Below are 25207 nucleotides of genomic sequence, written 5' to 3'. Positions count from 1 at the left end.
AAGGCACCTTTCTTCAGGAGAGGTGCTTTTTACTGCTTGCCGATATCTTTGCCAACAAGCAAAATAGTAGAAGAAGTAAGCGGTTCCAACTTATGATTAGATAAAGATAAGCGACGAAAGAAGGGCTGACATGAACGTATACATTGCTTGCCATAGCGGGTTTGTGACAAGTGCGATGGCGGCGAAGTTGTTCGCACAGGCAAGCGAGGGGCGCTTGTCTTGTACGATTACGCACGGAACGATTCAAAACATCCCGAATGAGGTGGATTTGATTCTCTATCAGGAAGGGGCGACCCCGGTCACCCATCCGACCGCACGTGTCCGGTCAGTCCGACAACTCCTGTCGCTCGAGGAATACCGACTACTTGTCGAAGAATGGATGGATGAGCATGAGACATGAGTGGACCGCGAGAGAACGGTCGATTTTACTACACTTATTGGCAACTGAGACATCGACACCGCTCGCCGAAATCGCGCAGGCGGTGAATTTGTCTGAGCGTACGATTCAACGAGAACGACAATTACTTGAAGGCATCTTAAAAGAGTTCGAACTCGAACTCGCTTGGCAACGAGGGCATGGACTGAGCCTGGTTGGCAAACCGTCTGCGAAGCAACAGTTACGAGAAGATCTCATCCTATCTGCAGAAGCGATCCCGACGAGCGAGGACCGCTTATTTGAGCTGGCGTGGCGTCTCTTGTTCGAGAAGGATACGCTCAAATTGCAGGCGGTCGCCAAACAGATGCACGTCTCTCCGAGTACGTTGACACAAGATTTGGAGAAGTTGGATCGATGGTTCGAAGAGTATCATTTAGAAGTCGAGCGGAAAAAAGGTGTCGGTGCCAGAGTGCTCGGCTATGAGTCGGAGAAACGAAAATTACTGATCAACGCGTTGCTCGCTCACTGGGATACACTTGCCTTTTACCGCTTCGTTCGTGGCGAGGATGACTACATTCCGGCCTTTTTGAAGACCGTACCATGCGAAGAGATGCTGGAAGGTCTTCGGGACGGTTATGATTATTTGAAGTCACGCTCGTTTGAGCGGATGGATGACCGCACTATCATGCGGGTCACGTTCGCCTATGGTGTGCAACAAGCACGGCTAGCGTCCGGATTCTTTTTAGAGATGTATACGAAAGGCCGGTCTGAGGACTATTTGAAAGTCGCGACCGACATGGAGGAAGCGCTTGGCATCACTTACTCGATGGCGGAACGCGTCTGGTTTGCCGAGGAGGCGAATCGACTTCGCTCGATTAAAGATCAAATGAAAGAAGATGAAGAAGAGCGGTGGATCATGCAAATTCGGGTGCATAAACTAATTCATCACGTCTCGCTCATTTACGGGTTTACCTTTACGGATGACGCAGCGCTCGAACGTGGACTGCTCGCGCACATCTTGTCGAGTATGAACACGCAGGCTTTGCCGGAAACGAGTACGGTGAAACCTCATATCGACCGCGACTATCCGGGACTCCGTTCGGCCATTCAACAGGCTGCCGACATCGTCTTTGGGACAAATACCTTCTCCGAGGAAGAGACGGTATTTTGGGCGATGCACTTCGCGGCAGCACTCGTCAAACCGGTGCGGCGTCGTGAGTATCGGGCACTCGTCGTCTGCTCGGCCGGACTCGGTTCGTCGAAAATGCTCGTCAATCGGGTACGTCAAGAGTTCCCGGAGATGCAAGACGTCGTCAACTCGTCTTTATTTGGATTAGAGCAGCACCGACTTGAGGAATATGATGTCATCTTGTCGACGGTGCCATTACCACCACTCTCGGTACCGACATTGATTGTCAATCCGTTGTTGACGAGTGAGGAAGTACAGCGCGTCCGTCATCTCTTGTTGTCGTTACCGCAATCATTCCAAACGATGACTTCAAAGCCGAGATCGACGATGCTCGATTTTGCCGAACTTGGCGAACTCGTAGAGACGTTCGAGCGAATGGATGATCAGTTTGATTTGGTCACACTCAACAATACAGAACGTTTAGAAGATATCTTGGTCGACATCGGAACGCATCTCGAGGAGCGAGACCTCGTGCAAAGCGGGATTCAGTTATCTGCGCAATTGCTCCGGCGTCACGAAGTTGCAGGTCTTGGTGTCCCAGGTACAAAACTGGCACTCTTCCATGGACGACATACTTCGATTGAGAAAGCGAGTGTGTTTGCATTTGATTTAACGACGTCAATCCCGCTTCTCATGATGGATCAATCGACTGAACCCGTGACGCGACTTCTCGTGCTCTTAGCACCAGAAGAGGCGCGCGATGTCGAACTTCAATTTTTAAGTGCGATCAGTGGGTCGCTCATTGAGAGTGAGGAACATATGCGTTTATACAGCACGGGGGCGAAAGAGGACCTTCGTTTATTGTTGCACGAATGCATGAAGAAAATGATTCATGAGACGTTGTACGAAAAATGACCGAACCATGGTCATTTTTTTGTTTGGCACAAAATGTTGCCAAAGTGTGAACTGGATTGAATTGAGAAAGCGCTTACTCTAGACATACAATATGGGTGTAGAGCACAAACCGGTTAGCTACACTACACATTCAACCTTTCACATTTTACAGACTGGAGGTTTTATACATGGCGAATACGCAAGCGAGCTCGGGCGGGGTCCGAGTCAAAGTACAACGATTCGGTAGTTTCCTCAGTGGGATGGTCATGCCGAACATCGGTGCCTTCATTGCCTGGGGGATTATCACAGCACTCTTCATTCCGACAGGATGGTGGCCAAACGAAAACTTAGCAGAACTCGTTGGTCCAACAATCACATATCTCTTACCATTACTCATCGGTTTCACAGGTGGTAAATTACTTCATGACGTACGAGGCGGTGTCGTCGGGGCGCTCGCCACGATGGGGGTCATCGTCGGGACAGACATTCCGATGTTCCTCGGAGCGATGATCATGGGTCCACTCGGTGGTTACATCATCCGCCAAGTCGACCGTGCCCTTGAAGGCAAAGTCAAAGCAGGATTCGAAATGCTCGTCAACAACTTCTCGGTCGGGATCATCGGTGGACTTCTCATGCTTGGAGGATTCGAAATCTTCGGTCCAATCATGAGTGCCCTCGATAAAGTGATGGCAGCAGGTGTTGACTGGATCGTCGGCGCGAAATTACTTCCAGTGGCGAGCTTGTTCATTGAACCAGCAAAAGTTCTCTTCTTGAACAATGCCATCAACCACGGGATTTTAAGTCCACTCGGTGTCGATCAAGTGGCAGAGGCTGGAAAGTCAGTTCTCTTCTTACTTGAGGCGAACCCAGGGCCAGGTCTTGGATTACTTCTCGCATACATGTTCTTCGCCAAAGGTGCAGCGAAACGTACAGCACCTGGTGCAGCAATCATTCACTTCCTCGGTGGGATTCATGAGATTTACTTCCCATACGTGTTGATGAAGCCAATTTTGATTCTTGCGATGATCGCAGGGGGCGCAACAGGAATCTTCACATTCGTACTCTTTGATGTCGGTCTCGTCGCACCAGCTTCACCAGGTAGTATCTTCGCTATTCTCGCGATGGCATCACGCGGTTCATACCTCGGACTCGTGGCAGGGATTTTCTTATCGGCAGCGGTCACATTTGCTGTGGCGAGCGTCATCTTGAAATCGAGCGCAGCAGAAGAAGTATCACTCGAAGAAGCGACACAAAACGTGAGCGCGATGAAAGGCAAACAGTCTTACGCATCTGCTCTCGTGACAGATCGCCTTGATAAAGTCGATCACATCATCTTCGCATGTGATGCAGGAATGGGGTCAAGTGCGATGGGGGCCTCGGTTCTCCGGAACAAGGTCAATAAAGCTAACTTACCAATCAAAGTGACGAACACGTCGATCAGCAACTTGCCGAAAGATGCGCAGTTTGTCATTACGCATGAAGATTTAACGGAGCGCGCAGAAGCGCAAGCACCGAATGCGATTCATCGTTCGGTCACAAACTTCTTGAACGCCGATTACTATGATCAATTGGTAGAAGAGATTAAAGCGGAACGCAGCAAAATTTCTTGAACACAGAACAGATAGAGATACGGTTTAGCTATTAGGAGGAAATTAAAATGCCATTCATTCAAACAGAGATGATTCGACTTAACCAAACATTCGCAACGACAGAGGAAGCAATCACAGCAGCCGGGGCAGTCCTACAAGACGCCGGCTGTGTGACGCCGGAATATGTAGAAGCGATGCATGAACGTCAAGCGATCGCAAACGTCTATATCGGAAATCACGTAGCCATTCCACATGGTACAGAAGCGGCGAAATCAGCGGTTCAGAAGACGGGAATCTCGTTCCTGCAAGTACCGGACGGTGTCGACTTTGGTGGACAGACGGCTAAACTCGTCATCGGGATTGCAGGCGTGAATGATGAACATTTAGAGCTCCTTTCGCAAATCGCGATTCTCTGCTCGGACGAAGAAAACGTGGAGCGTCTTGTTCAGGCGAAGACGAAAGAAGAAATCTTGGCGCTCTTCATGGAAGAGGTGGCATAAATGAAAGCTGTTCATTTTGGAGCAGGAAACATCGGACGCGGATTTATCGGATTGTTGCTCAATCAAAGTGGTTATGAGGTGACGTTCGTCGACATTAACGACACGGTCATCGAAGCACTCGAAGCAAAACGTCACTATGAGGTCGGATTCGCTGAAGACGGTGTCGATCGAATCGTCGTCGACCGAGTACGCGGGGTCAACAGTTTAAAAGAGCCAGCCCGTGTCGCGGCTTTGATTGCAGAAGCGGATCTCGTGACGACGGCTGTCGGACCCTCACTTCTTTCAAAAGTAGCGCCATTGATCAGTGAAGGTCTCCGTGCGCGTGAAGTTGAGGACGCGCCGGTCTATGTCATCGCATGTGAGAACATGATTGGTGGGAGTGCCATTCTTCGTCAAGAAGTAGAGGCACGTGGCGGTGTCGGGGAGGCGAACGTCTTCTTCCCGAATGCGGCAGTTGACCGTATCGTTCCCCTTCAACAGCATGAAGACCCACTTTACGTGGAAGTCGAAACGTTCCATGAGTGGGTCATTGAGACGCAAGGACTGAACGAGCAACCACCGATTCAAGGTGTGACATGGGTCGAGGAAATCGGACCGTACATTGAACGGAAGCTCTTTACAGTGAATACAGGGCACGCCATCGCCTCTTACATCGGTTCGTTGTTCGGGAAGGCGACGATTGATGAGGCGCTACAAGATCGTCGTGTGCGTCAAGTCGTTCAAGGCGCATTGTATGAAACGGGTTGGTTATTGCTTGAGAAATATGGTTTCGAGGCGAAAGAGCATAGCCAATACATCCAAAAAATCATCAAGCGCTTTGAGAATCCGAAATTGAAGGATGAAGTGTCACGGGTGGCACGTTCGCCGATTCGTAAACTCGGACCGAGCGACCGTCTCGTCAAACCAGCCCGTGAGTTGATGGATAATGGGATCGAGCCGAACGAACTCGCTTACGGGATTGCAGCGGCCCTCCATTATCACAACCCGGAGGATTCGGAATCGTCAGAACTCAATTTGTCGATTGAAGAGCACGGGATCTCATCAACGATTGAAAAATATTTGCAGCTCCATGAGGGAGACACATTGACGCAATTGATTCTCGACCAATATCATTTGATTCGGGAAGAAGAGAAAGAACGCGTGTCTTAACCAAAAACCGCTTCTGTCAGGTGACAGAAGCGGTTTTTTTTAGTGTTTCCCAAATTCGAGATAGGTCGTTGTTTGTTTTACGTGAAGTGGAACGTCTGTCTCGGCTAACGGGCGACTAAAATAATACCCTTGAACAAAATCGCATGACTCTTTGAGAAGCCATTCCAATTGTGCGGATGTTTCGACACCTTCCATCAGAACTTTCATGCCCAAATTGTGACCGAGTTGAATCATCGAGCGAACGATGGCCTCTTGATTACGGTCGGTAAACAAGTTCACGATGAACGACCGATCGATTTTAAGTACTTGCACCGGAAGTTCTCGAAGTTGACTGAACGAAGAATAACCCGTACCAAAATCGTCAAGGGAAATGAGAATCCCTAGTTGATGCAACTGTGTCAATTTTTCACGGGTTGAGGCTTCGTAAGAGAGCATCGAGGACTCTGTCACTTCTAATTCTAGATACATGGGGTCCATCCCCGTTTCTAAAAGAATGGATTGCAAGGTATCAACGAAATCTTCACGTGCAAATTGAAGCGGTGAGACGTTGAGAGATAGCGTGAATGGATCAATCCCACTCCGTTGCCAGCGCACCCAAGTACGACAGCCTTCCCGAATCACCCAATTGCCGATCGAATGAATCAACCCTGTGTTCTCGGCAATCGGGATAAAGTCAGAAGGTGCGATGTTCCCGATGCGGGGATGATGCCAACGAAGTAACGCTTCGACACCTTCTAATCGATTCCGCTTCAAATCAATTTTTGGTTGATAGACGAGTGTGAGTTCATCTTTACTTAATGCGGTGACGAGCGCTTTTTCAATCTCGATATTGCGTAAAATTTGAGGACGTGACGATTCTTCAAATGTCTTGATCTTATTCTTCCCGTCCCGTTTTGATTCGTGCGCAGCTAGACGAGCGAACTGAATCAGTTCATTCGGAGAATGTGTATCTTTTGGATAATGACTAATTCCTGCACTCATCGTGAGTTCAATAGTCGTCCCGTCGACATCAAACGTCGAGGAGATGGCTTTCATACATTTTTCAGCTTTTTGATGAGCGAGCGAGCTGCGTTGAGCGAATAATAAAATGATGAACTCGGATGGTCCGATTCGCGTCAGCACATCATCTGGATGAATTGTAAGTCGCAGACGATCAGCGACTTGGATGATTAATTCATCAGCTCCATGATGACCAAGAATATCACTTAAAAAACGCCAGCGGTTCACATCGATATACAAGCAGGCAACAGAACGCTCTTGTGAGATGCTCTCTTGAAGAAGCGAATCGAGTTTATGACGGTTTGGCAAATCGGTCAATACATCATGGAACGCCATATGTTCGACTAAGCGCTGTGAAGTGACCGTTTTCGTCACATCTCGGATGAACCAAAGTATTTGACGATTCGAACCATCTTGGAGCGGATACGATGTTACTTCTAACACTCGATCATTTGTCTCAATCTGAATTGGTTGGTAGAACGGTTGTTGAGCCGATAACGACGGATGATAGTCTTGAAAAAAAGGTTCTATCGGATGTCCCTCGAATAAGTGAACGAACGCTCGATTTTGATATTGGATTTCCCCATCGTTTGTCGTCGTCAATACGGCATCCGTCGTCGATTCTAATATGGTCGCTTGAAAGAGGTCACGTTTCTGAATTTGTTGATCTAACGTATAAGCGATAAAGTACATCCCGAACAAGAGGAATACGATGCTCGTGACGAGCCAAGCAAGTATAGTCGGGTCGATTGGGATTCGACTCATTACGGAACCGTCAGGTGTAATCGTCGTGGCTTTCATCCCAACGACATGCATACTAAAAATGGCTGCTCCCATTAATAGTGAGAACATCAGCTTCACGGTAAAGGTGACACGTGTTGTCGGGTAGGAAGAAAAGAAACCTACCCATAAAGCAAGAAACGAGGCTCCCCATGCGATGCCGAGTGATAAGAGAACCCAAAGATAGTCGAAAGTCAGTTGAACGCCTTGAATGGCTGCAGTCCCGATATAATGCATACTGACAATGCCCAATCCCATCAACCCGGAAGACTGAAGCAATGTCATCCATGTCGTGTTACGCGCAATTAATCCGAATGACAGAATACATCCAACAATTGCAGGCATCATAGATCCGATAATGAGCCAGATGGAATAAGTACTTTCGTGCAGAGAAGCATGACCAAGCATGGCGACAAAATGCATGGACCAGATTCCAAGTCCTAATATAGTGCCGCCAAACAAGATCCAAATTCGGTTGGATGAGGTCGATCCTCCCCTGACCCGTTTCGCTAACTCGAGTGCCATTAAGGCAGATACGCTAGCGATGATAAAGGCGAGCGTCATTAGAAATCCGTTGTGACTCATGGTCTGTGTGCTAATCTCTTCCATAGTATCCATACCTCGTAGGGTTTATTTGTAGTACGTTCAGTTTATTATATGCGGAATCGTGTCAATTACATATAAAAATATTGAAATGCTATTCTTTGCGTCAAATAACGGGTACTAAGTTGCTGAAGGGGTGCTGACTATGTATAAAAACAAATACATTCTTTACTTTTTATTGATTGCGTTCAGCTATTCATGGATTGTCTGGGCGAGCCTCTATCGGTGGACCGATTTACCGATTATGGCAATCGTCATTATCGGAGCGTTTGGACCGAGTCTTTCCGGTGTGTTGACGATGTATCGACTTCGAGGTGTAGCAGGGGTCAGGCATATTCTTCAAAAAAGTATTCAAGTGAGAATGAGTTGGAAAACGTACGCAATCCCGTTCGGATTGATTCCATTCATATTCCTTGTCGCGTATTGGTGGACGGACCGGAGTGGTGCGTTAATCGCTCGTGAACCGTGGTGGATTGCCCCTTACTTTTTATATATGCTCTTCCTGGGTGGGACGCTACAAGAAGAATACGGATGGCGAGGTTATTTGCTTGATGCGTTGCAGTCGAGATTGTCCCCATTATTGGCAAGTTTAGTGCTAGGGGGAATTTGGGCGATTTGGCATACACCGCTCTTTCTTATGGCTGGTACCGGTCAGGCAAATTTGCCGTTTTGGGCATATGGGTTGTCTGTCATGGCCTATTCGATTCTGATTAGCTGGGTATACAATGGATCATCGCGCAATTTGTGGTCCGCATTTCTCATGCATACGATGTTCAACGTCATGTTCGTGATGGTAGGCTTCGAAGCAGAAGAAGGGTATCCGATTGGCTTGATTCATTTAATGATCACGTTATGGACCGCAGCGATTTTAGTGTTATGGAAAACCTATGGGAAGTTGAATTACGAGCCGCTCGAAGAATTCATTCCTTCGTACCCGAGTGTTACGCATCGGATTCGCGAGGGTAAAGAGTAAAACAAAAAAAGAGAAAAGGAAGTGGACGTCTTGGACTTTCGCGCACTCGAACAATCAGACGTAAAATCTTTGCAACGCTTATTTATGGAGAGTTTGAGTGACTTGATTCGACGAGAGCGTTTTGAAGATGCCGATTTGCTCGATGAAGAAGTGGCGCGCCTGAATACGACCATTCAGGACCACTTTGATGACGATCAAGTTCAACTGTATGTGGTTGAGCAGGAGGGAATCCTTATCGGAGCGGGGGCTTTGCTGCCTCCAAACGATATTATATCGGGCAACTTGGAAATAAAGCGTGGTGCCATCGAACTCGGGAGCGTCTATGTCCTTCCTCGTATGCAACGTCAAGGAGTCGGGCATTTTCTATTAGAGGAAATGAAACGAGAAATCCTTGCGAGAAAGAAACACGTCTTCTATTTGGACGCGGGCTTTCCTAGTGCACAGGCATATTGGGGAAAACAATTTGGTGAACCTTCATTGACTCTTGAACATTACTGGGGTCCTGGTGCACCTCACATGATTTGGGAAGTGAACATAAAATAAGGAACTTAGCGGTGAATGCTAAGTTCCTTTTTGTTAGTAATAAGAACGCATGAACTGATGAATACCGGTCGCTGTCGCATTCGCCATCTGTTGACGATTCGTCGCATTCGTCAAATAGGCTCGATCATTTGAGTTACTGATAAAGCCATACTCAACAAGTGTGGAAGGAACGACATTTTTTCCGACAACATATACATTTTGGTATTTCACGCCACGGTTTTGAACGGCCGAAATACGTGAACCAATCTCTTGATTAATCGAAGAACCAAGCGATCGACTCGCAGAAACGTATGGATTTGTCGTGTAGCTTTCCGTTGTCGGCACGAGCACCTCATGTCCATTCGCAGAACTATACACAGATGAGTTTGCATGGAGACTAACGAAAACATCCGCTTTATACGATTTACTCAATGAGACACGTTCTGATAAGGAAAGATACATATCGGTCGAGCGTGTCAATTTGACATTGTAGTCATAGGTGTTCGTCAACGTGCTCATCAATCGTTTCGCCATATCAAGGGCAATGACTTTTTCGTATACCGATCCATAAACAGCACCAGAGTCATTCCCACCGTGTCCTGCATCGATGACGATCGTTTTTTGAGACGTGTCCGCATCTCCTCCGCTAGATGTTGTTACATACTGAGAAGAAACATAGCCCGTGACACCTTTATAAGTAACGCGATACCAAGAGCCATACGTACTCAGATACGTCACAGCACTGCCTGATGGAATGGTTAGTAAAATCGTACCTGAAGTCGATGCCATCTTGCGAAGGTTCAAGTTTGCGGTAGTATAGTAGGTTGCTGTTGAATCTGGTGTAATTGTAGAGGAAGACGTGACTTTGACATACTGGGAAGACACATACCCGATTGTTCCGTTATAAGACACGCGATACCACGAGCCATATGTACTGAGATAAATCACTTCTTTTCCGCTCGGAATCGTTGTTAAAATCGTGCCTGAAGTCGACGCCATTTTACGAAGATTCAAATTAGCTGTTGTCGTGTAGGTTTTCACAGTGGTCGGCTGATATGTTTTAAGATATTGAGAAGACACATATCCGATAGTTCCGTTATAGGAAACACGATACCATGATCCGTATGTACTGATATACGTGACGGTTTTTCCAGAAGGAATCGTCGTCAAAATCGTTCCCGAAGTCGATGCCATCTTACGAAGATTTAAATTGACGGTCGTTGTGTAATATTTCGTTGCTGCTTCAACACGATGATTAAGAGAAGATGGAGATTGGAAATCAAATGGTGTAAATGTGACAGCCGAGACGATGAGTGTCGAGCTGATAAACAATTTTGTATGTAATTTAGACTTTAACATTTTCAAAATAGTGACTCCTTTGCAGAAAAATAGTTGAACGTTTCATTATTCGATCAACAAATCACTATTATTATATAGATAATAAAGAAAAAATTGGACATTAATATTTAATTTATTTATCTTTTTTTGAAATATAAAAGACTTTTACAAATAAAAAAGACGCACGAGGCGTCTAAGATGATTGATGTAAAGGCTTGTATGTTTTTATATTTTTTAAAACATTGTCATACAATACGTGGCATTTCGTCTGCGAAAAGGATGATAGGAGCGTCAACCTTAACGATGCGCGGCATTTCATCAGCAAATAATTTGACAGGTTGCTCAACTTTAACGATACGTGGCATTTCATCTGCGTATGATTTAATTGGTTGTTCAACCTTGACGATGCGTGGCATTTCATCTGCCATCGGTTTGACTGCACTCCCTAAAAGTAAAACAGCCGTTGCTAAGAATAATACTCCTGTAATTTTTTTCATTTGAATAACCTCCATTAGATTAATTGTTTATTTGATGAAGCTGTAATTCCTAGTATGTTGAAGGTGCATGTGAATTATATTTTTGTAGATTCTAGTAAGTGACATAAAGCTTCGGATTGTGCGTAGACACGACTGTCTAGCTCGCCACTATATGAATCTGGAGAGTCTGACGGGAAAATAATAACTTTATCAGATCCATTCTCATGAGCTGTTGCTAAGATAGGGACTTGCAGTTGTTGGCTAAATAATGTGCTGCAAAGTGAGTGAGAAAGATCAGCAGAATCGGTTTTATGTTGCGGTTTCCAACAAACGTTCGTCTCAGGAAGAATGTATAAAATGTGTCCTTCTTGAATTAGTTTTTCACATTGGCTTGTTACGAAGTCAGTATCTTGCTCTACATTAATATACTCATAGTCATTATACTGTGTTTCGTAAATGGTTTTGGTACTTCTTTTTAAAATGGAAAGAGATAATTCTGGTCCTAAAATGTATAGCTTTTTAAATGAGTGAGTTTTTTTCAAAGATCTAGCGATAAGTCGGGGTAAGGATTGATAGTAATCAATTTGAAAAGCGTTTACAATAAAACCTCTAGGTGCATTCAACAATGGGGGCAGATTTTCTAAACCTGAAAAATACTGTTTATCTTCAGAAGTAAATATGTCATTCATAGTCGATGCTTGTTTTGACTTAAAGTAAATTTTAGGTTTAATGTAGTCTTCCGCGAGTAGAAAACTTAATTTTCCCATTTGTGATTTCACCCCTTATTCATAGCTAAACGTCAGTGGACTAGTTAAAAAATACTAAAGCATTCGGTAGAAGTTTTTTAACTAGTTCAATATTATCATGCTTTCTATTAATGAAGGGGACGAACAGGTTGGGAAAATCATCGTCAAAAAGTACTGTTATTTATACCTTTTTCTAATCAGTTTCTTCAATACGTGACAAAAAGCCTATTATTAAAGAAACTTAAAATACTTTAGTACTAAGGGAGTTACTAATTGATATGGAACATAATTACGGAAACGTTATTAAAGTAGAGCGCATGAGAAAGAATATGAAGCAGTCCGTTCTCGCTAGAGGCATATGCTCTATTTCCTATTTAAGTAAAATCGAGAACAACCAAACTTCTCCAAGCGAAACCGTATTAGAATTGATCTTTGAAAGATTAGAGCTAGACATCCCTCTATATTATGATTTTAGCGAAAAAGTACATCAGGTGAAGTTTGAAATTAGAGAAATTTTAAAAGAAGCAATTCTATCTCGGAAAGAAGAAAATTATTTAAAAAGAATAGAAGAATATAAAACGAATCCCGTGGTACTTCAGTCTAAAGAACTATATATAACACTAATGATTACATTGGCTAGATTTGGTATGACACCGAAAGGCAATTCAAACTATTTGATTGAAGTAGGATGGATTGAAGATCAACTAGATTTTGATAATAGATTAAGATATGACATTATTCACTGTCTGTATATGTTTCAATATCAAACAGCAGATCGAGAGACGATAATAAATTTGTTAGAACAGATTGGACAAAGATTGAAAAATACAAATATGCCTGACTGGGAAGTAGCAGATATGCATTATATCATCGGGGCATTGTATCATCGATTTACTGATTATTTGCAAGCTATTGAAAATGTACGAGCTTCACTAGGCTATTTTCAGGACAATTTTTGTTTAGAAAGAATTATTGAGTCGCATATGATTATTGGTCTTTCATTTAAGCGTCGTAAACGTTACACTACAGCTCTTGAGCATTACGAAAAAGCTGCAAAAGTCGCTGAGACCGCGAGATTAAATAATTATTTTGGGATGCTATACAATAACATTGGGGACATTCATTTTCTTATTGGTGATCAAGAAAAAGCTCAACAATACTTTTTGGATGGTTTCAATTTAAAAGAAGATAAAAAGAGTAAGCTATTGAGTGTCATGTCACTTCTTGAAGTGAATGTAGCTCAACAAAATATCGAGGGAATCATGAAGTGGTTAGAAACAGGTTATGAGTTAAAGGGTAATGAAGATAATTTAATAGAGTTTCGTTATCATTTTGATATTTACTTGAATAAATATAAATTTGAAGATCACAACGCTTTTATTGAAAGTTTAAAAAGAGCAGTGGGCTATTTTGAAGCGTATGATGAATATTATACGCATAAATACGCGTTGTGGTTATCAAGAGAATTAAGAAACGCAGGGAAATATAAGCTGGCTACAGAATATTATGAAAAAACTGTAGCAATTATGTCACGCTGGGAATAAATAAAAAAGAACTCGAAATCAGTAAGCGTACCGATTTCGAGTTCTTTTTTATGGCGTTGTAAAATAATGCACCGTCCAGACTTGTTCTTGAACAAGACGTTCATCTGTTAAATGACCGTTGTGGACTTGCTGCAATAAATGAATGAAGTGTTTTTGAAGATTTCCTTCATATGAGCCACTGTGCAAAATTTGCTCTTCGCTCGCAATAATATAAAATCCACCTAGTCGCAATGGAATATGTTTTCGGACTAATGCGGCAGCTTTTTGGAACTTCGCTTGCTCCCCCATGTGAGGGACATCGATTTCAAAACGCCCCCATTGTTTAAAGTCTCCAATTTCTGAAAAAGGTGGGTCACGATGATCCAATGGCAAGCCCTCCGATCCTAACATCTCTTTATAATCAGTATATCTTGTTTTTGCTCTAGTACGTGCAAAAATAAATACATAGGGTGTGATTCGTTCCATCCTCTTAATTCACTATTTGTGGCTTTCTATATTTTGTAAAAAACTCCTTCTTATTTTTCTGAAAAGAGTTAAAAATAACACGATCTGATTGACCGTGTTATTGCATGATGTGCTCTTTTGAAGTTGGTAACTCACAGATGAAGGTACTTCCTTCTCCGTAGACCGACTCCACGTGAAGTTGACCATCGTGTGCTTTAGCGATTTCTTTACAGATTGCGAGTCCGAGTCCAGTACCGCCGATCTTACGACGATCTGAGTTGTCGACACGATAAAACTTTCCAAAGAGATGAGGGAGAGAGGCGCTTGGAATACCCATTCCGTGATCTCGCACCTTCATCACGACTTGTTCGTCTACTCGTTCGAGTGACACGAGGATGTTCCCCCCGTCTGGAGAGTACTTAATGGCGTTACTTAATAAGTTGCCGAGCAACTGACGCATTCCTTCTAAATCTGCATCGATTATAAGATTCTCTTCAGGATCGGCGTCGATAAACAATTCATGTTGTGCAGTCGTTTCTTGATAAAACGTCACACTGTCTGTGGCGAGTTTATATAAATCGACTGGCTCCCATTCAAACGTTTGTTTCCCGGACTCCATTTTTTGAAGGTCCAAGAAATCATTAACGAGATAAGATAATCGCTTCGCCTCATCATGAATCGTTTTTAAATAAAGCTCTCGTCGATTTTCTTTCAAATCCCGTGACAACATAAGCTCCGTAAAGCCATAGATTGACGAAAGGGGCGTTCGCAACTCATGTGATACGGTCGACACAAGCTCTGACTTCATTCGATCTACCTCAGTCTCAGCCGTAACGTCACGTATCACAAGCATCGTTCCGCGAAGTCGACGATCGCGATAAACGCTTTCGGCATAAAGCTGAATGAAACAATCGCCTTGATCGATTGAAATCGTAAGTCCGTCCTCTGGTGGGTCTTGAGTGAAGACACGCTCAAAGTATTTGACGAATTGCTCGTGCTGATCCACACGTTCTGCGAGTTGCTCGATATCGATATCAATCGCTGATAATTCTTCATATCCTTTGTAATCAAAGTCAAGATCATCAAACATGCGAATAAACGCGCGATTTCCAACGACAGTGTCGTCTTCATAGTTCACGTATAAAATGGCTTCACGCACGGAATTGATCAATTGTGCGGTTTCCTTTCGATCTTGTTGCATCTGACGATAAAGCTGCATCCGAAGCAGTGAAATGGCGAGCTGACTAGCAAACGCATTCAGTTCAGACTTTTCACTTGCGTCATATTGTTCATCGTAACGGGCCAAATATAGGCAACCAATCAGGCTGTTATCTGACGGGTCCATAATTGGGATGACCGTTTCATAAATATAATACGGATACGTGTGCAATGCATCGACGACCCGCTTTGAAGTAGCTGCAGGCGACTTTGAAATCATGACACGTTTAAGAAGCAGTGATTCCTTTTTGAGACTCTCTTGTTGGTCTTCCGTCATTTCTTTTGGTACGACAGACGTGATTTCTCCGTCTTTAGTGAGTAACAACGCGCCGAATTCAGACTTCGTGAGTAATACGATTTTTTCGATGACAGAAGAATAATCAAATAAAGATTCTTTCGATGCCAATACTTCGATCAATTCATTACGGTATTGAAGATTCATTTCGTTCAGCTTTGACTCTTTAATCACATTTTCGAGTTTTTCTTTTTTTATTTTAAGTCTACTGTTTTGATCGGCCATTCGTTTGATGAGCGGACGCCCAATCAAAAGAATAGCGCTAATGAACATGACGAGTCCCATCATCCAAATCCACCGAAGGGCGGTAAGTTCGAGAGTAGACACATTTCCATCTCGAACAAACCAGGCTCCAATGGCAGTTAAAATGAGACTAAATCCGCATACGCTATATAAAATACTGAGTATTTGACGACTGTTTAGTTGTTCAATCCACTTGCTGATCATTCGTTCTACTTCCTTCCTTGAACATAAAAAACGATAGGCCCTCTTTTCCTTGCCCTGCATTTTATGAAAAAGGGAAAGGAAATTGAATTAATTTGCTTACGTGATGTGCATATCTAACACATAAAGCGATTTACCCGAAATGATTGAAATATACACGTCCCAACTTTCTAGTCGTTGACAAGACTATCAATAATTATTATCTTGAATTTAAGATAAAAAAACAAGGGGCGTGACAAAATGTTATCCATTGAACCGTCCGCTTTAACTGAGCGGGACACGTATAAGTTTTTGATTGGTAGTATTGTACCGCGACCAATCGCCTTTGTAACGACACGTAATAGAGACGTGGTCAACGCTGCTCCATTCAGTTATTTCAACGTAGTCGCTTCCGATCCGCCTCTCGTCTCCGTGTCTATTCAACGAAAAAATGGCGTGATGAAAGATACGGCACGAAACACAATCACGACTAAAGAACTTGTCATCCATGTTGTTGACGAAACAAATGTTCACGATGTGAATGAAACGGCTGCGAATCTTGACGCTGATGAGAGTGAGCTGTCACGTACAACGTTCACAATTCAACCGAGCGAAGTGATTGCGACTCCAGGAATCAAAGAAGCAAAAATTCGATTTGAATGTGTCTTACATCAACATGTTCCAATCGAATATGAAGGACAAACGACAGCAGACTTGTTGATTGCAAGGGTTGTCCGTTTTCACATTGATCGGGAATTGTATGAACATGGACGAATCGATGCGAGACAGTTGGCGCCGGTCAGCCGTATGGCCGGGAATAGTTATGCAACACTTGGTGAACTTTTTGATGTAAAGCGTCCTGAATAATCGACAAACGTGCCCGTTTCTTCTAAAGAACGAGCACGTTTTTTGGGTAAAGGAATAAGGAGCGTATTTGCATGTAGTATTTCTTTCATTCCGATATGCTCTTATGTCACAATAAAGTCAGAACATTCTAACTTCAAGTCATCCTAGATTCAGAGAAAAAGGGGAATCCGTCATGTATCGTCCAACTGTCCAATCGATTATAACTGCCATTGAAACTGTGATTGTCGGAAAAGAAGAAGTCATCGCCAAGAGTCTGACTGCCTTGTTAGCAGGAGGGCACGTTCTTCTAGAAGATGTACCGGGCGTCGGAAAAACGATGCTCGTTCGTACGTTTAGCCGGGCAATCGACTTAGATTTTAAGCGAATTCAATTCACACCAGATATGTTGCCGTCCGACTTGACGGGGATCTCGATGTACAACCAAAAAACGAGAGAGTTCGAATATCGTCCGGGACCGCTCGTGGGCAATATTATCTTAGCGGACGAAATTAACCGAACTTCACCAAAAACGCAGTCCGCTCTTCTCGAGGCAATGGCCGAGCGGAGTGTAACGGTAGACGGTGAGTTGAAAGTGTTGCCTTCACCATTTTTCGTCATGGCGACACAAAACCCGATTGAGCATGAAGGGACGTATCCATTACCGGAAGCACAGTTGGACCGCTTCTTACTCAAAATCGAGATGGGGTATCCAACATTTAATGAAGAAGTCGCACTCTTAAGTCGTTTTGAAAAGGACGAGCCGCTTGATGCACTTCATAGTGTCATTACAAAACAAGAAGTAGAACTCATGCAACGTGAAGTGAGAGAGGTCCATGTATCAAGTGCCGTCAAACAATACATTGTACGATTGGTACATGAGTCACGGAAGGATCCCCATACGTATTTAGGAGGTAGTCCGCGAGCTACGCTCGCGTTGATGAAAGCGGCGCAGGCATGGGCGTATATTCATAATCGTGACTTCGTGTTACCGGATGATGTCAAGGCGATGGCGACGAGTGTGCTTGGACATCGCGTCTTGTTGACGGCGGAAGCACGTTATAAAGGAAAAACACCAAATCAATTGATTCAAAGTTGGCTTGATACGTTGGCTGTCCCGATGGATCGTGAGGTCAACGAGGTATGAAAAACTGGATGAAGCTGTTCGTTGTATGGGCGGCGGCATTCGGGTTATACGCATTTGCCCGTATCGAAGGGAGTATCGTTGCTTCGACATTATGGTGGTCGTTCGTGGTATTGACGGTTTATTGGACGCTCTTTATGATTTATCCGGTCACTGCGGCAAATGTGTCACGACGAGTCACAACGAAACGTCTCGTCTCGGGTCAATCAATGGACATCGAGTTACGAATCGAACGAAAATATCCTTTTTTGATTGGAATGGTGACGTTAGAAGAACGATTGCCACAACGATTGATTGATGAAGACAGGACAATCATCGTACCGGTAGATCGTTTCTTTCGACGCGCCGAAGTGGTCCATTACGAGGTCAATGCGATTAAGCGGGGGATTCATGTCTTTGACCGAACGGTTTTTCATGTGCGTGATGTGTTCGGTTTATTCGATCGGAAGCGGACGTTGCGAATCGAAACGGTTGTAGAAGTGTCACCTGCTGAACTTCCGTTCGATCTTCCACAGGATGAGCATGTCGGAGGACGCGGCGAACAATATCGTCAAATGCGTACTTACACGGAAGTTGCCAATACGACGAGTGGTGTCCGTGAATACGCGGCAGGGGATCGGATTGGACGGATTGACTGGAAAGCTTCTGCTCGACGTGGGAACTTGATGACAAAAACATTTGACCAAGAGCAAGAAAAGAAACTTTCACTCGTATTCGTACCGGCTGTCTCTGCCGGGTATGAGGAGGCGTTTGAACGTTCGTTGTCCTTGCTCGTTGGTGCGATTCGACAGTTGGAACGAAAGAATTTGCCGTTTGAACTATATGTCATTGAAGAACAGGTCCGTCTGTTCCATCTTCCGGATCAAAGTGCAGAAGTCGGACACTATCTGTTGACTGCGACTCCAGAAGCGGAGGGGCGTCTTGTCGAGCGGGTGAAACAGAACCTGCCTCAACAAACAGGGGACTTGATTCTGATCAGTCCGTTTGAAACGACCTCGATTCGTGAACTCATGCATGAGACGCAAGGCAGTTATCACCTGTACACAGCGGTAAATGAGGTGACGGAATGAAGACATGGATCACGCGAATCATATATACAGTGCTCGCCGCCTATTTATTATCTTTTTGGATTGAGCCGATTGTTGGAAGTACAACGTTCGATGTAAGTTGGCCGTTTTATTTCCTTTTGATCGTCCCGATGTTCGTCAGTCTTCTTCCGTGGGGTGCATTTCTTGGCATCTCCCTTCTCAATTTCCTAGTTGTGTTATACGTCTATCACGGAAGTATTTTCGACTGGTTCGGCATATGGATGGAAGATTTTATGGGTGTCATGAGCGGTGAGTTACCAAACGAGGCGATTTTCTTCTCTGCGATGGCTCTCATTGGTCTACTATTTGCCATTCTTGTCGGACGAACATACCCGAGTTACGGATTCGCACTTGGGATGATCGTTTCGACATTGGGTGTCATGGCTTATTTTGATACGTGGACACTATATGACGGAGAGGGCAATATCCTTTATGCCATCGTCACGTCACTTCTCTTACTATTTGTCACGGATTTAGCGAAGCGACCAAGTCAATCGCTCGTACGCTTCGTCAGCATCGGTTTGCTTCTCAGTGTCGTCGTTGCGCTTGCGAGTGCCTCCCCGACACTAGAAGGAGACTGGTCCGACCGAATCACAACGAGTTTCCGAAATGCGACAACAGAAGGTGATGGGAACGGACCAGGTCGCGTAGGATATGGTGTGAACGATGAGGCGCTAGGCGGCCCATTTGAACAGGATGATAGCATTGTCTTTATCGCGCGAGGCGTACCGGCTCGCTACTGGCGAATCGAATCAAAAGCCATCTATACAGGAAAAGGTTGGATTGAGGCACCTGTTTTAGATTCTAACTATAATCGGGGGCAATTGGTCGACTCTGAAGTAGATACAACCCCGGAGCAGGCGCTTTTGCGTTTTGATCGTCGTCAAACATTCGTTCCGTATGGGGGAGAGTATCCTCAAGCGACGGAAACAGAGTCAGGCACTGAATTTCGGGTCGGAGATATCGAACAAGCTTTTCCGAACGAGACCATCACAATCCAACCGTCCGGGAAAATTGTGTTTGAAAACGAAAATCAAGCGACACCGCGAACGATTCAACTTCGCTACAGTGTACCGGCTTTCTCAGAAGAGCAACTTGCCTTAAATGAAGAGGTAACATCCCTGACAGAAGAGGAAGAGCAGGTCTATTTGCAACTACCGGATTCTTTACCGGATCGTGTACGTGACTTGGCTACGGAGATTACCGCTGAAAGTGAAACTCCAAATGAGAAAGCAGAAGCGGTAGAAGCGTATTTTCGGAACGGAGAATTTCAATACGATACTGAAGATGTCGCGCAACCAGAAGGGGAAACCGATTATGTTGACCAATTCTTGTTCGACACACAGATTGGGTATTGTGATAACTTTTCTACGTCAGCAGCCGTCTTATTACGGGCGAATGGAATCCCAACACGATGGGTAAAAGGTTTTACGATGGGTGATACGCGAGGAGTTGTTCAAGGTGAGGAAGAGCATACGATTCGTAACCGTCACGCCCATTCGTGGGTCGAATACTTTATTGAAGGTGCAGGTTGGGTCCCGTTAGAGGCAACCATCAGTTTCTCGGACGCTAACTTACTACAGATGGAACGAGAAACGGACACAGATGACACGACACCGGCAACGAATGATCCGCAGGCGACGCAAGACAACAGCGCGCAAAATCGTCCTCAAGAAGATTTGTTGATCGATGATGTCACAACAGGTGAGGTACAAGAAGAGTCTCGCAGTATCCCTGTATGGGGGTGGATCGTCATTCTATTCCTCGTGGCCGTTGTCATTTGGAACCGGAAAATCATTGAGCGACAAATTATGTACGTCTGGTGGATGAGTCGTCCGCTCACAGACGGTAGTCTCGTATCGATGCATCGTTATTTGGTGAAGCGACTTCGTGCGAACGGATTTAAAGTTGAGGGGCGTACGCCGTCGGAGCTTGCCAAAGAAGTCGATGCCTATTACGAAACGAACGACATGACGCGCTTGACGGATTTGTTCGAACAAGCGGTTTATGCCGAACAAGAACCGAATTCAAAATATAAAGAATATTGGAAAATCATGATTCGTAGAATTATGAGTTGAAGTGGCGGGATGCATCAAGTAAGATAGACGCATTAGTTAGATAATTGAACATGGCATTCCTTCGTATATACTCGTGAATTGGCGCGAGAGTCTCTACCGGACCACCGTAAATGGACCGACTATGAAGGAGCACGTTTCGTATACAAAGAAAAGGGCGTGCTTCTTCTTCGGTTTGGATAATCTGGGGAGAGGCTCGTCCTTTTTTTGAGGAGAAGGCAGAAAGGTGGAGATTTCGTGAAAGTAGAACAAGAAATGATTTTGGTGCTCGATTTTGGTGGACAGTATAACCAATTGATCACGCGTCGTGTCCGTGACCTTGGCGTATACAGTGAGTTGCATTCACATAAAATGACTGCAGCGGAGATTCGCGAATTGAACCCAGTCGGCATCATCTTCTCTGGTGGACCGAACAGCGTATACGCAGAAGGTGCATATCGTTGTGACCCAGAAATTTTCGAATTAGGTATTCCAATCTTCGGAATCTGTTACGGCATGCAGCTCATGACGCATCATTTTGGTGGTCGTGTCGAACGTGCCGCGCACCGTGAATATGGAAAAGCGACATTGTTCTCAACGCCGGAAGCATCAGCCATCTACAAGGGTCTCCCAGTCGAGCATACAGTCTGGATGAGCCACGGCGACCTCGTCATGGAAGCGCCTGAAGGATTCATCGTTGACGGAACGAACCCATCTTGCCCGGTCGCTTCGATTAAAAACGATGAGTTGAAAATGTATGGCGTTCAATATCATCCAGAGGTTCGTCACTCGGAGTACGGGAACGACATCTTGAAAAACTTCATCTATGAAGTGTGTGGTGCTAAAGGTGAATGGTCAATGGAAAACTTTATTGACCTCGAAGTCGAAAAGATTCGTGAAATCGTCGGCGACAAGCAAGTACTTTGTGCCCTTTCAGGTGGCGTCGACTCTTCTGTAGTTGCGGCACTTGTGCATCGCGCAATCGGTGATCAATTGACGTGTATGTTCGTCGACCACGGTCTCCTTCGTAAAGGAGAAGCGGATAGTGTCATGAAGACGTTCGCTGACGGATTTAACATGAAGGTCATTAAAATCGATGCGCAGGAACGTTTCTTGACGAAGTTGGCTGGTGTGTCGGATCCTGAACAAAAACGTAAGATTATCGGAAACGAGTTCATCTATGTATTTGATGAAGAAGCATCGAAACTTGTCGACATGGACTTCCTCGCACAAGGAACGCTCTATACAGACATTATCGAGAGTGGGACAGATACAGCGCAAACGATCAAATCACATCATAATGTCGGTGGATTGCCAGAAGACATGAACTTCACATTGATCGAGCCACTCGACACGCTCTTTAAAGATGAAGTCCGTGCGCTCGGTACTGAGCTCGGTCTTCCTGACTATATCGTGTGGCGCCAGCCATTCCCAGGCCCGGGTCTAGGAATTCGTGTACTTGGTGAAATCACGGAAGAGAAACTCGAAATTGTCCGTGAATCTGATGCGATTTTGCGTGAAGAAGTGAAGAAAGCAGGTCTTGAAAGAGATATCTGGCAATACTTCACGGTACTCACGCCGATTCGCTCAGTTGGAGTTATGGGTGACGAGCGTACGTACGACTATGCAGTCGGCGTCCGTGCAGTTACATCAATTGATGGGATGACGTCTGATTGGGCGCGCATTCCATGGGATGTACTTGAGAAAATCTCTGTCCGTATCGTCAATGAAGTCAGCCACGTCAACCGTGTGCTGTATGACATTACGTCTAAGCCGCCTGCAACAATCGAATGGGAATAAGCCAAACAGAGGGCTCACACCCTCTGTTTTTGTCTTAAAACCGAACATTAAAGTTTTTTTAAGATGTAAAATCCGTGAATTTAGTTGACATTCTATTTTCACGCTGATACGATAAGAACGTTCTTATTATAACCGAACAATTATAAAATATTTTGCCGTATAATGTCGGGGATATGGCCCGAGAGTCTCTACGAAATCACCTTAAATGATTTCACTACGGCGAGACATGGATGAGGGTGTATGCCCTCGTATGTTTCGCGTGGGGTCCTCGGTCATTTGCCGGGGGCCTTTTCTCGTTTTACGGCGAGTACAAGGAGGAAAACAAATGAGCACACAGCTCAAGCAAGAACAGCAACAACCTACAACGAGTCGGATTGATCGTTACTTCCAACTCACAGCACTTGGAACGAGTGTCCGTACTGAATTGATTGCAGGATTCACAACGTTCCTCGCAATGGCGTACATCCTTTTCGTTAACCCAAACGTTCTCGGGGCAGCGGGTATGGATACAGGGGCGGTCTTCGTCGCAACAGGACTTGTTGCGTTAGTCGGTTCATTGACGATGGGGCTTCTCGCGAACTATCCAATTGCGATTGCGCCGGGCATGGGCCTCAACGCGTTCTTCGCATATAGTGTCGTCATCGGGATGGGTATCCCATGGCAAACGGCTTTGTCAGGTGTACTCGTATCAGGTCTCTTCTTCATCGTATTGACGCTCTCAGGAATTCGCGAAACGATTGTCAACGCGATTCCAGCGCCACTCAAAATGGCGGTCGCAGCAGGGATTGGTTTCTTTATCGCTTTCATCGGATTGAAGAATGCAGGGATTGTTGTAGCGAACGAAGCGACACTCGTAAGTCTCGGTTCACTTGGAACTGGCACAACACTTCTCGCTGTATTTGGACTTGTTGTCAGTGCCTTGCTCATGGCGCGTGATGTAAAAGGTGGAATCTTCATCGGGATGTTGTTGACAGCAATCGTTGGTATGATCTTCGGTCTCGTTCCGACTCCGACGGCAATCTCTGATGTGGTGTCAATGCCACCGAGCATGTCATCAACATTTGGTCAAGCGTTCATCAACTTCAGTGACGTATTCACGCTCCAAATGCTGATTGTCATCTTAACGTTCTTCTTCATCGATTTCTTTGATACGGCTGGTACGCTCGTTGCCGTGGCGCGTCAAGCAGGAATCATGAAAGAAAACAAAGTACCGCGCGCAAGTAAGGCGTTAATGGCTGATTCGACAGCAACGGTAGCGGGTGCGATCTTCGGAACATCTACAGCGACTTCATATGTTGAATCGTCAGCTGGTGTTGCTGCAGGTGGACGTACAGGTTTGACGGCGGTGTTCGCAGGATTGTTCTTCGGTTTAGCATTGTTCTTCTCACCTCTATTGGCGGTTGTAACAGCGCCGGTTACGGCTCCTGCATTAATCATTGTCGGTGTGCTCATGGCTTCGGCTCTTCTTGATATCGATTGGAAGAAAATCGAAATCGCCGTACCAGCTTTCTTGACGATCATTATGATGCCTTTGACATCTTCAATCGCAACAGGAATTGGGCTTGGGTTCATCCTTTACCCACTCATGATGATCGCGAAAGGCAAGACGAAAGAAATTCATCCAATCATGTATGGGATGTTAATCATCTTCTTGGCATACTTCATGTTCTTACCACACGCATAAGTTCATTTGAAAAGCCGGCTCTTCCATTAAGAGTCGGCTTTTTTGTATGCAGTATTTTCGGGTAGGAAAGGATCATACATCGTGATGGCATGATTCTCTGTAATGAATTCGTTTCGGAGATGAGTCCCATTCATTGAAGTAACCTCTCTGAAAATCTGATTGTGTCGTATTGTCCCTCCCCACCACTCACGTGTAAAATGATGGTTTTCTTCATATATACGATACTGCTCTTTATTCGGGATGGTAGAGCGCCATTCACCTACGAGATAATCTCCCTCTATATATAGAAGGAGTTGATACGTTTGTGCGGTTTGATTTGTAATTTGTAGATCGAGATAATTGTAAGAGCATGTAGCGCCACTTCCGAATGGTTGGTCTCTTCGATAATCAGGAAACACGTCGTAGCTATGACGATAACGCTCAGTTACAGTCAATGGACTATGAAGTGTAATCCAATAAATGAGGTTAGATAGTTGGCATAAGCCGCCACCGATTCCTGAGGTGACCTTTCCGTAATGCAGAATCATGCCATCGACATACCCTTTTCGTTTGGTGGGCTTTCCGATCATCTTCCAATAAGAAAAGACGTCGTTCGG

The 25207-nt window shown here is 44.9% G+C and carries 21 protein-coding genes and 2 riboswitches (1 of these 23 only partly in view); of the genes, 14 read left to right on the top strand and 7 right to left on the bottom strand.

The window, feature by feature from the left end; genetic code table 11:
- The first annotated feature begins 130 nt into the window (after positions 1-130).
- The 5 genes from AC5LIL_RS12495 (at position 131) to AC5LIL_RS12475 (ending at position 5637) form a co-directional block, all read left to right on the top strand.
- Complete coding sequence (locus tag AC5LIL_RS12495; RefSeq protein ID WP_074034712.1) at positions 131-400, top strand: PTS sugar transporter subunit IIB; 270 nt, start codon at positions 131-133, stop codon at positions 398-400.
- Positions 390-2420, top strand: a complete 2031-nt coding sequence (locus tag AC5LIL_RS12490; RefSeq protein ID WP_499824257.1) for a BglG family transcription antiterminator — start codon at positions 390-392, stop codon at positions 2418-2420. Before AC5LIL_RS12495 ends, AC5LIL_RS12490 begins: the two co-directional genes overlap by 11 nt.
- Positions 2421-2587: 167 nt before the next feature.
- Complete coding sequence (locus AC5LIL_RS12485; RefSeq protein ID WP_214697278.1) at positions 2588-4009, top strand: PTS mannitol transporter subunit IIBC; 1422 nt, start codon at positions 2588-2590, stop codon at positions 4007-4009.
- 47 nt (positions 4010-4056) lie between these two features.
- Positions 4057-4488 (top strand): PTS mannitol transporter subunit IIA, encoded by a 432-nt coding sequence (locus AC5LIL_RS12480; protein ID WP_214748595.1) that lies wholly within the window; start codon positions 4057-4059, stop codon positions 4486-4488.
- A complete protein-coding gene (locus AC5LIL_RS12475) occupies positions 4489-5637 on the top strand; it encodes a mannitol-1-phosphate 5-dehydrogenase (RefSeq protein WP_339963306.1) in 1149 nt (382 codons plus the stop codon). It begins immediately after the preceding gene.
- Between the two features lie 39 nt (positions 5638-5676).
- Here AC5LIL_RS12475 and AC5LIL_RS12470 read toward each other — a convergent pair whose 3' ends face one another.
- Positions 5677-8025, bottom strand: coding sequence for a bifunctional diguanylate cyclase/phosphodiesterase (locus tag AC5LIL_RS12470; RefSeq protein WP_499824256.1), 2349 nt, complete (start codon positions 8023-8025; stop codon positions 5677-5679).
- 139 nt (positions 8026-8164) lie between these two features.
- On the opposite strand from AC5LIL_RS12470, the gene AC5LIL_RS12465 reads away from it, so the two are divergent.
- A complete protein-coding gene (locus AC5LIL_RS12465; RefSeq protein ID WP_499824255.1) occupies positions 8165-8992 on the top strand; it encodes a CPBP family intramembrane glutamic endopeptidase in 828 nt (275 codons plus the stop codon).
- 21 nt (positions 8993-9013) lie between these two features.
- Positions 9014-9535 (top strand): GNAT family N-acetyltransferase, encoded by a 522-nt coding sequence (locus AC5LIL_RS12460; protein ID WP_499824254.1) that lies wholly within the window; start codon positions 9014-9016, stop codon positions 9533-9535.
- Between the two features lie 33 nt (positions 9536-9568).
- On the opposite strand, the gene AC5LIL_RS12455 is transcribed toward AC5LIL_RS12460, so the two are convergent.
- The 3 genes from AC5LIL_RS12455 to AC5LIL_RS12445 all read right to left on the bottom strand — a co-directional run bounded on the left by AC5LIL_RS12455 (position 9569) and on the right by AC5LIL_RS12445 (position 12095).
- The gene (locus tag AC5LIL_RS12455; RefSeq protein ID WP_499825365.1) at positions 9569-10873 is read right to left on the bottom strand and encodes an N-acetylmuramoyl-L-alanine amidase family protein; all 1305 of its coding nucleotides are present in this window, start codon (positions 10871-10873) and stop codon (positions 9569-9571) included.
- Between the two features lie 224 nt (positions 10874-11097).
- Positions 11098-11349, bottom strand: coding sequence for a hypothetical protein (locus tag AC5LIL_RS12450; protein ID WP_499824253.1), 252 nt, complete (start codon positions 11347-11349; stop codon positions 11098-11100).
- A 74-nt stretch (positions 11350-11423) separates the two neighbouring features.
- On the bottom strand, positions 11424-12095 hold the full coding sequence (locus tag AC5LIL_RS12445) for a hypothetical protein (RefSeq protein WP_337874697.1): 672 nt from the start codon (positions 12093-12095) through the stop codon (positions 11424-11426).
- Positions 12096-12352: 257 nt separating this feature from the next.
- On the opposite strand from AC5LIL_RS12445, the gene AC5LIL_RS12440 reads away from it, so the two are divergent.
- Positions 12353-13618, top strand: coding sequence for a tetratricopeptide repeat protein (locus tag AC5LIL_RS12440; RefSeq protein WP_271306300.1), 1266 nt, complete (start codon positions 12353-12355; stop codon positions 13616-13618).
- 48 nt (positions 13619-13666) lie between these two features.
- Here AC5LIL_RS12440 and AC5LIL_RS12435 read toward each other — a convergent pair whose 3' ends face one another.
- Positions 13667-14083 carry a hypothetical protein gene (locus tag AC5LIL_RS12435; protein WP_143406605.1) on the bottom strand — a complete coding sequence of 139 codons (417 nt, stop codon included), beginning with the start codon at positions 14081-14083 and terminating at the stop codon, positions 13667-13669.
- A 97-nt stretch (positions 14084-14180) separates the two neighbouring features.
- Positions 14181-16022 (bottom strand): ATP-binding protein, encoded by a 1842-nt coding sequence (locus AC5LIL_RS12430; RefSeq protein ID WP_499824252.1) that lies wholly within the window; start codon positions 16020-16022, stop codon positions 14181-14183.
- A 237-nt stretch (positions 16023-16259) separates the two neighbouring features.
- On the opposite strand from AC5LIL_RS12430, the gene AC5LIL_RS12425 reads away from it, so the two are divergent.
- The 6 genes from AC5LIL_RS12425 to AC5LIL_RS12400 all read left to right on the top strand — a co-directional run bounded on the left by AC5LIL_RS12425 (position 16260) and on the right by AC5LIL_RS12400 (position 24611).
- Complete coding sequence (locus tag AC5LIL_RS12425; RefSeq protein WP_499824251.1) at positions 16260-16865, top strand: flavin reductase family protein; 606 nt, start codon at positions 16260-16262, stop codon at positions 16863-16865.
- 172 nt (positions 16866-17037) lie between these two features.
- Positions 17038-17988 (top strand): AAA family ATPase, encoded by a 951-nt coding sequence (locus AC5LIL_RS12420; RefSeq protein WP_499824250.1) that lies wholly within the window; start codon positions 17038-17040, stop codon positions 17986-17988.
- Positions 17985-19055 carry a DUF58 domain-containing protein gene (locus AC5LIL_RS12415; protein WP_499824249.1) on the top strand — a complete coding sequence of 357 codons (1071 nt, stop codon included), beginning with the start codon at positions 17985-17987 and terminating at the stop codon, positions 19053-19055. Before AC5LIL_RS12420 ends, AC5LIL_RS12415 begins: the two co-directional genes overlap by 4 nt.
- Positions 19052-21151 (top strand): transglutaminase domain-containing protein, encoded by a 2100-nt coding sequence (locus AC5LIL_RS12410; protein ID WP_499824248.1) that lies wholly within the window; start codon positions 19052-19054, stop codon positions 21149-21151. The genes AC5LIL_RS12415 and AC5LIL_RS12410 overlap by 4 nt, the downstream gene beginning before the upstream one ends.
- A gap of 41 nt (positions 21152-21192) precedes the next feature.
- A riboswitch (purine riboswitch) is annotated at positions 21193-21293 on the top strand.
- 110 nt (positions 21294-21403) lie between these two features.
- Positions 21404-22927: a glutamine-hydrolyzing GMP synthase gene (guaA, locus tag AC5LIL_RS12405; protein ID WP_074032595.1), complete on the top strand. Its 1524-nt coding sequence runs from the start codon at positions 21404-21406 to the stop codon at positions 22925-22927.
- Positions 22928-23062: 135 nt separating this feature from the next.
- A riboswitch (purine riboswitch) is annotated at positions 23063-23164 on the top strand.
- Between the two features lie 88 nt (positions 23165-23252).
- Entirely contained in the window at positions 23253-24611 is a 1359-nt protein-coding gene (locus AC5LIL_RS12400; protein ID WP_499824247.1) for an NCS2 family permease, read from the top strand.
- A gap of 26 nt (positions 24612-24637) precedes the next feature.
- Here AC5LIL_RS12400 and AC5LIL_RS12395 read toward each other — a convergent pair whose 3' ends face one another.
- On the bottom strand, positions 24638-25207 hold the 3' portion of the coding sequence (locus tag AC5LIL_RS12395; protein WP_339963294.1) for a VanW family protein. The gene runs 273 nt beyond the window's last position; 570 of the gene's 843 nt are visible here — the last part of the coding sequence; its start codon lies beyond the right edge, outside the window — the gene reads right to left on this strand; its stop codon occupies positions 24638-24640.

The sequence above is a fragment of the Exiguobacterium sp. RM11 genome (genome assembly GCF_059821525.1).
Note: the sequence above shows the minus strand (reverse complement) of the source record. Positions and strands in the feature narration are given on the sequence as shown.

What these genes read in the sequence shown, in the direction of transcription:
- AC5LIL_RS12495 (WP_074034712.1), top strand. Translation starts at nt 131, where the DNA reads ATGAACGTATACATTGCTTGCCATAGCGGGTTTGTGACAAGTGCGATG.
- AC5LIL_RS12490 (WP_499824257.1), top strand. Translation starts at nt 390, where the DNA reads ATGAGACATGAGTGGACCGCGAGAGAACGGTCGATTTTACTACACTTA.
- AC5LIL_RS12485 (WP_214697278.1), top strand. Translation starts at nt 2,588, where the DNA reads ATGGCGAATACGCAAGCGAGCTCGGGCGGGGTCCGAGTCAAAGTACAA.
- AC5LIL_RS12480 (WP_214748595.1), top strand. Translation starts at nt 4,057, where the DNA reads ATGCCATTCATTCAAACAGAGATGATTCGACTTAACCAAACATTCGCA.
- AC5LIL_RS12475 (WP_339963306.1), top strand. Translation starts at nt 4,489, where the DNA reads ATGAAAGCTGTTCATTTTGGAGCAGGAAACATCGGACGCGGATTTATC.
- AC5LIL_RS12470 (WP_499824256.1), bottom strand. Translation starts at nt 8,025, where the DNA reads ATGGAAGAGATTAGCACACAGACCATGAGTCACAACGGATTTCTAATG.
- AC5LIL_RS12465 (WP_499824255.1), top strand. Translation starts at nt 8,165, where the DNA reads ATGTATAAAAACAAATACATTCTTTACTTTTTATTGATTGCGTTCAGC.
- AC5LIL_RS12455 (WP_499825365.1), bottom strand. Translation starts at nt 10,873, where the DNA reads ATGTTAAAGTCTAAATTACATACAAAATTGTTTATCAGCTCGACACTC.
- AC5LIL_RS12450 (WP_499824253.1), bottom strand. Translation starts at nt 11,349, where the DNA reads ATGAAAAAAATTACAGGAGTATTATTCTTAGCAACGGCTGTTTTACTT.
- AC5LIL_RS12445 (WP_337874697.1), bottom strand. Translation starts at nt 12,095, where the DNA reads ATGGGAAAATTAAGTTTTCTACTCGCGGAAGACTACATTAAACCTAAA.
- AC5LIL_RS12440 (WP_271306300.1), top strand. Translation starts at nt 12,353, where the DNA reads ATGGAACATAATTACGGAAACGTTATTAAAGTAGAGCGCATGAGAAAG.
- AC5LIL_RS12435 (WP_143406605.1), bottom strand. Translation starts at nt 14,083, where the DNA reads ATGGAACGAATCACACCCTATGTATTTATTTTTGCACGTACTAGAGCA.
- AC5LIL_RS12430 (WP_499824252.1), bottom strand. Translation starts at nt 16,022, where the DNA reads ATGATCAGCAAGTGGATTGAACAACTAAACAGTCGTCAAATACTCAGT.
- AC5LIL_RS12425 (WP_499824251.1), top strand. Translation starts at nt 16,260, where the DNA reads ATGTTATCCATTGAACCGTCCGCTTTAACTGAGCGGGACACGTATAAG.
- AC5LIL_RS12420 (WP_499824250.1), top strand. Translation starts at nt 17,038, where the DNA reads ATGTATCGTCCAACTGTCCAATCGATTATAACTGCCATTGAAACTGTG.
- AC5LIL_RS12415 (WP_499824249.1), top strand. Translation starts at nt 17,985, where the DNA reads ATGAAAAACTGGATGAAGCTGTTCGTTGTATGGGCGGCGGCATTCGGG.
- AC5LIL_RS12410 (WP_499824248.1), top strand. Translation starts at nt 19,052, where the DNA reads ATGAAGACATGGATCACGCGAATCATATATACAGTGCTCGCCGCCTAT.
- guaA (WP_074032595.1), top strand. Translation starts at nt 21,404, where the DNA reads ATGATTTTGGTGCTCGATTTTGGTGGACAGTATAACCAATTGATCACG.
- AC5LIL_RS12400 (WP_499824247.1), top strand. Translation starts at nt 23,253, where the DNA reads ATGAGCACACAGCTCAAGCAAGAACAGCAACAACCTACAACGAGTCGG.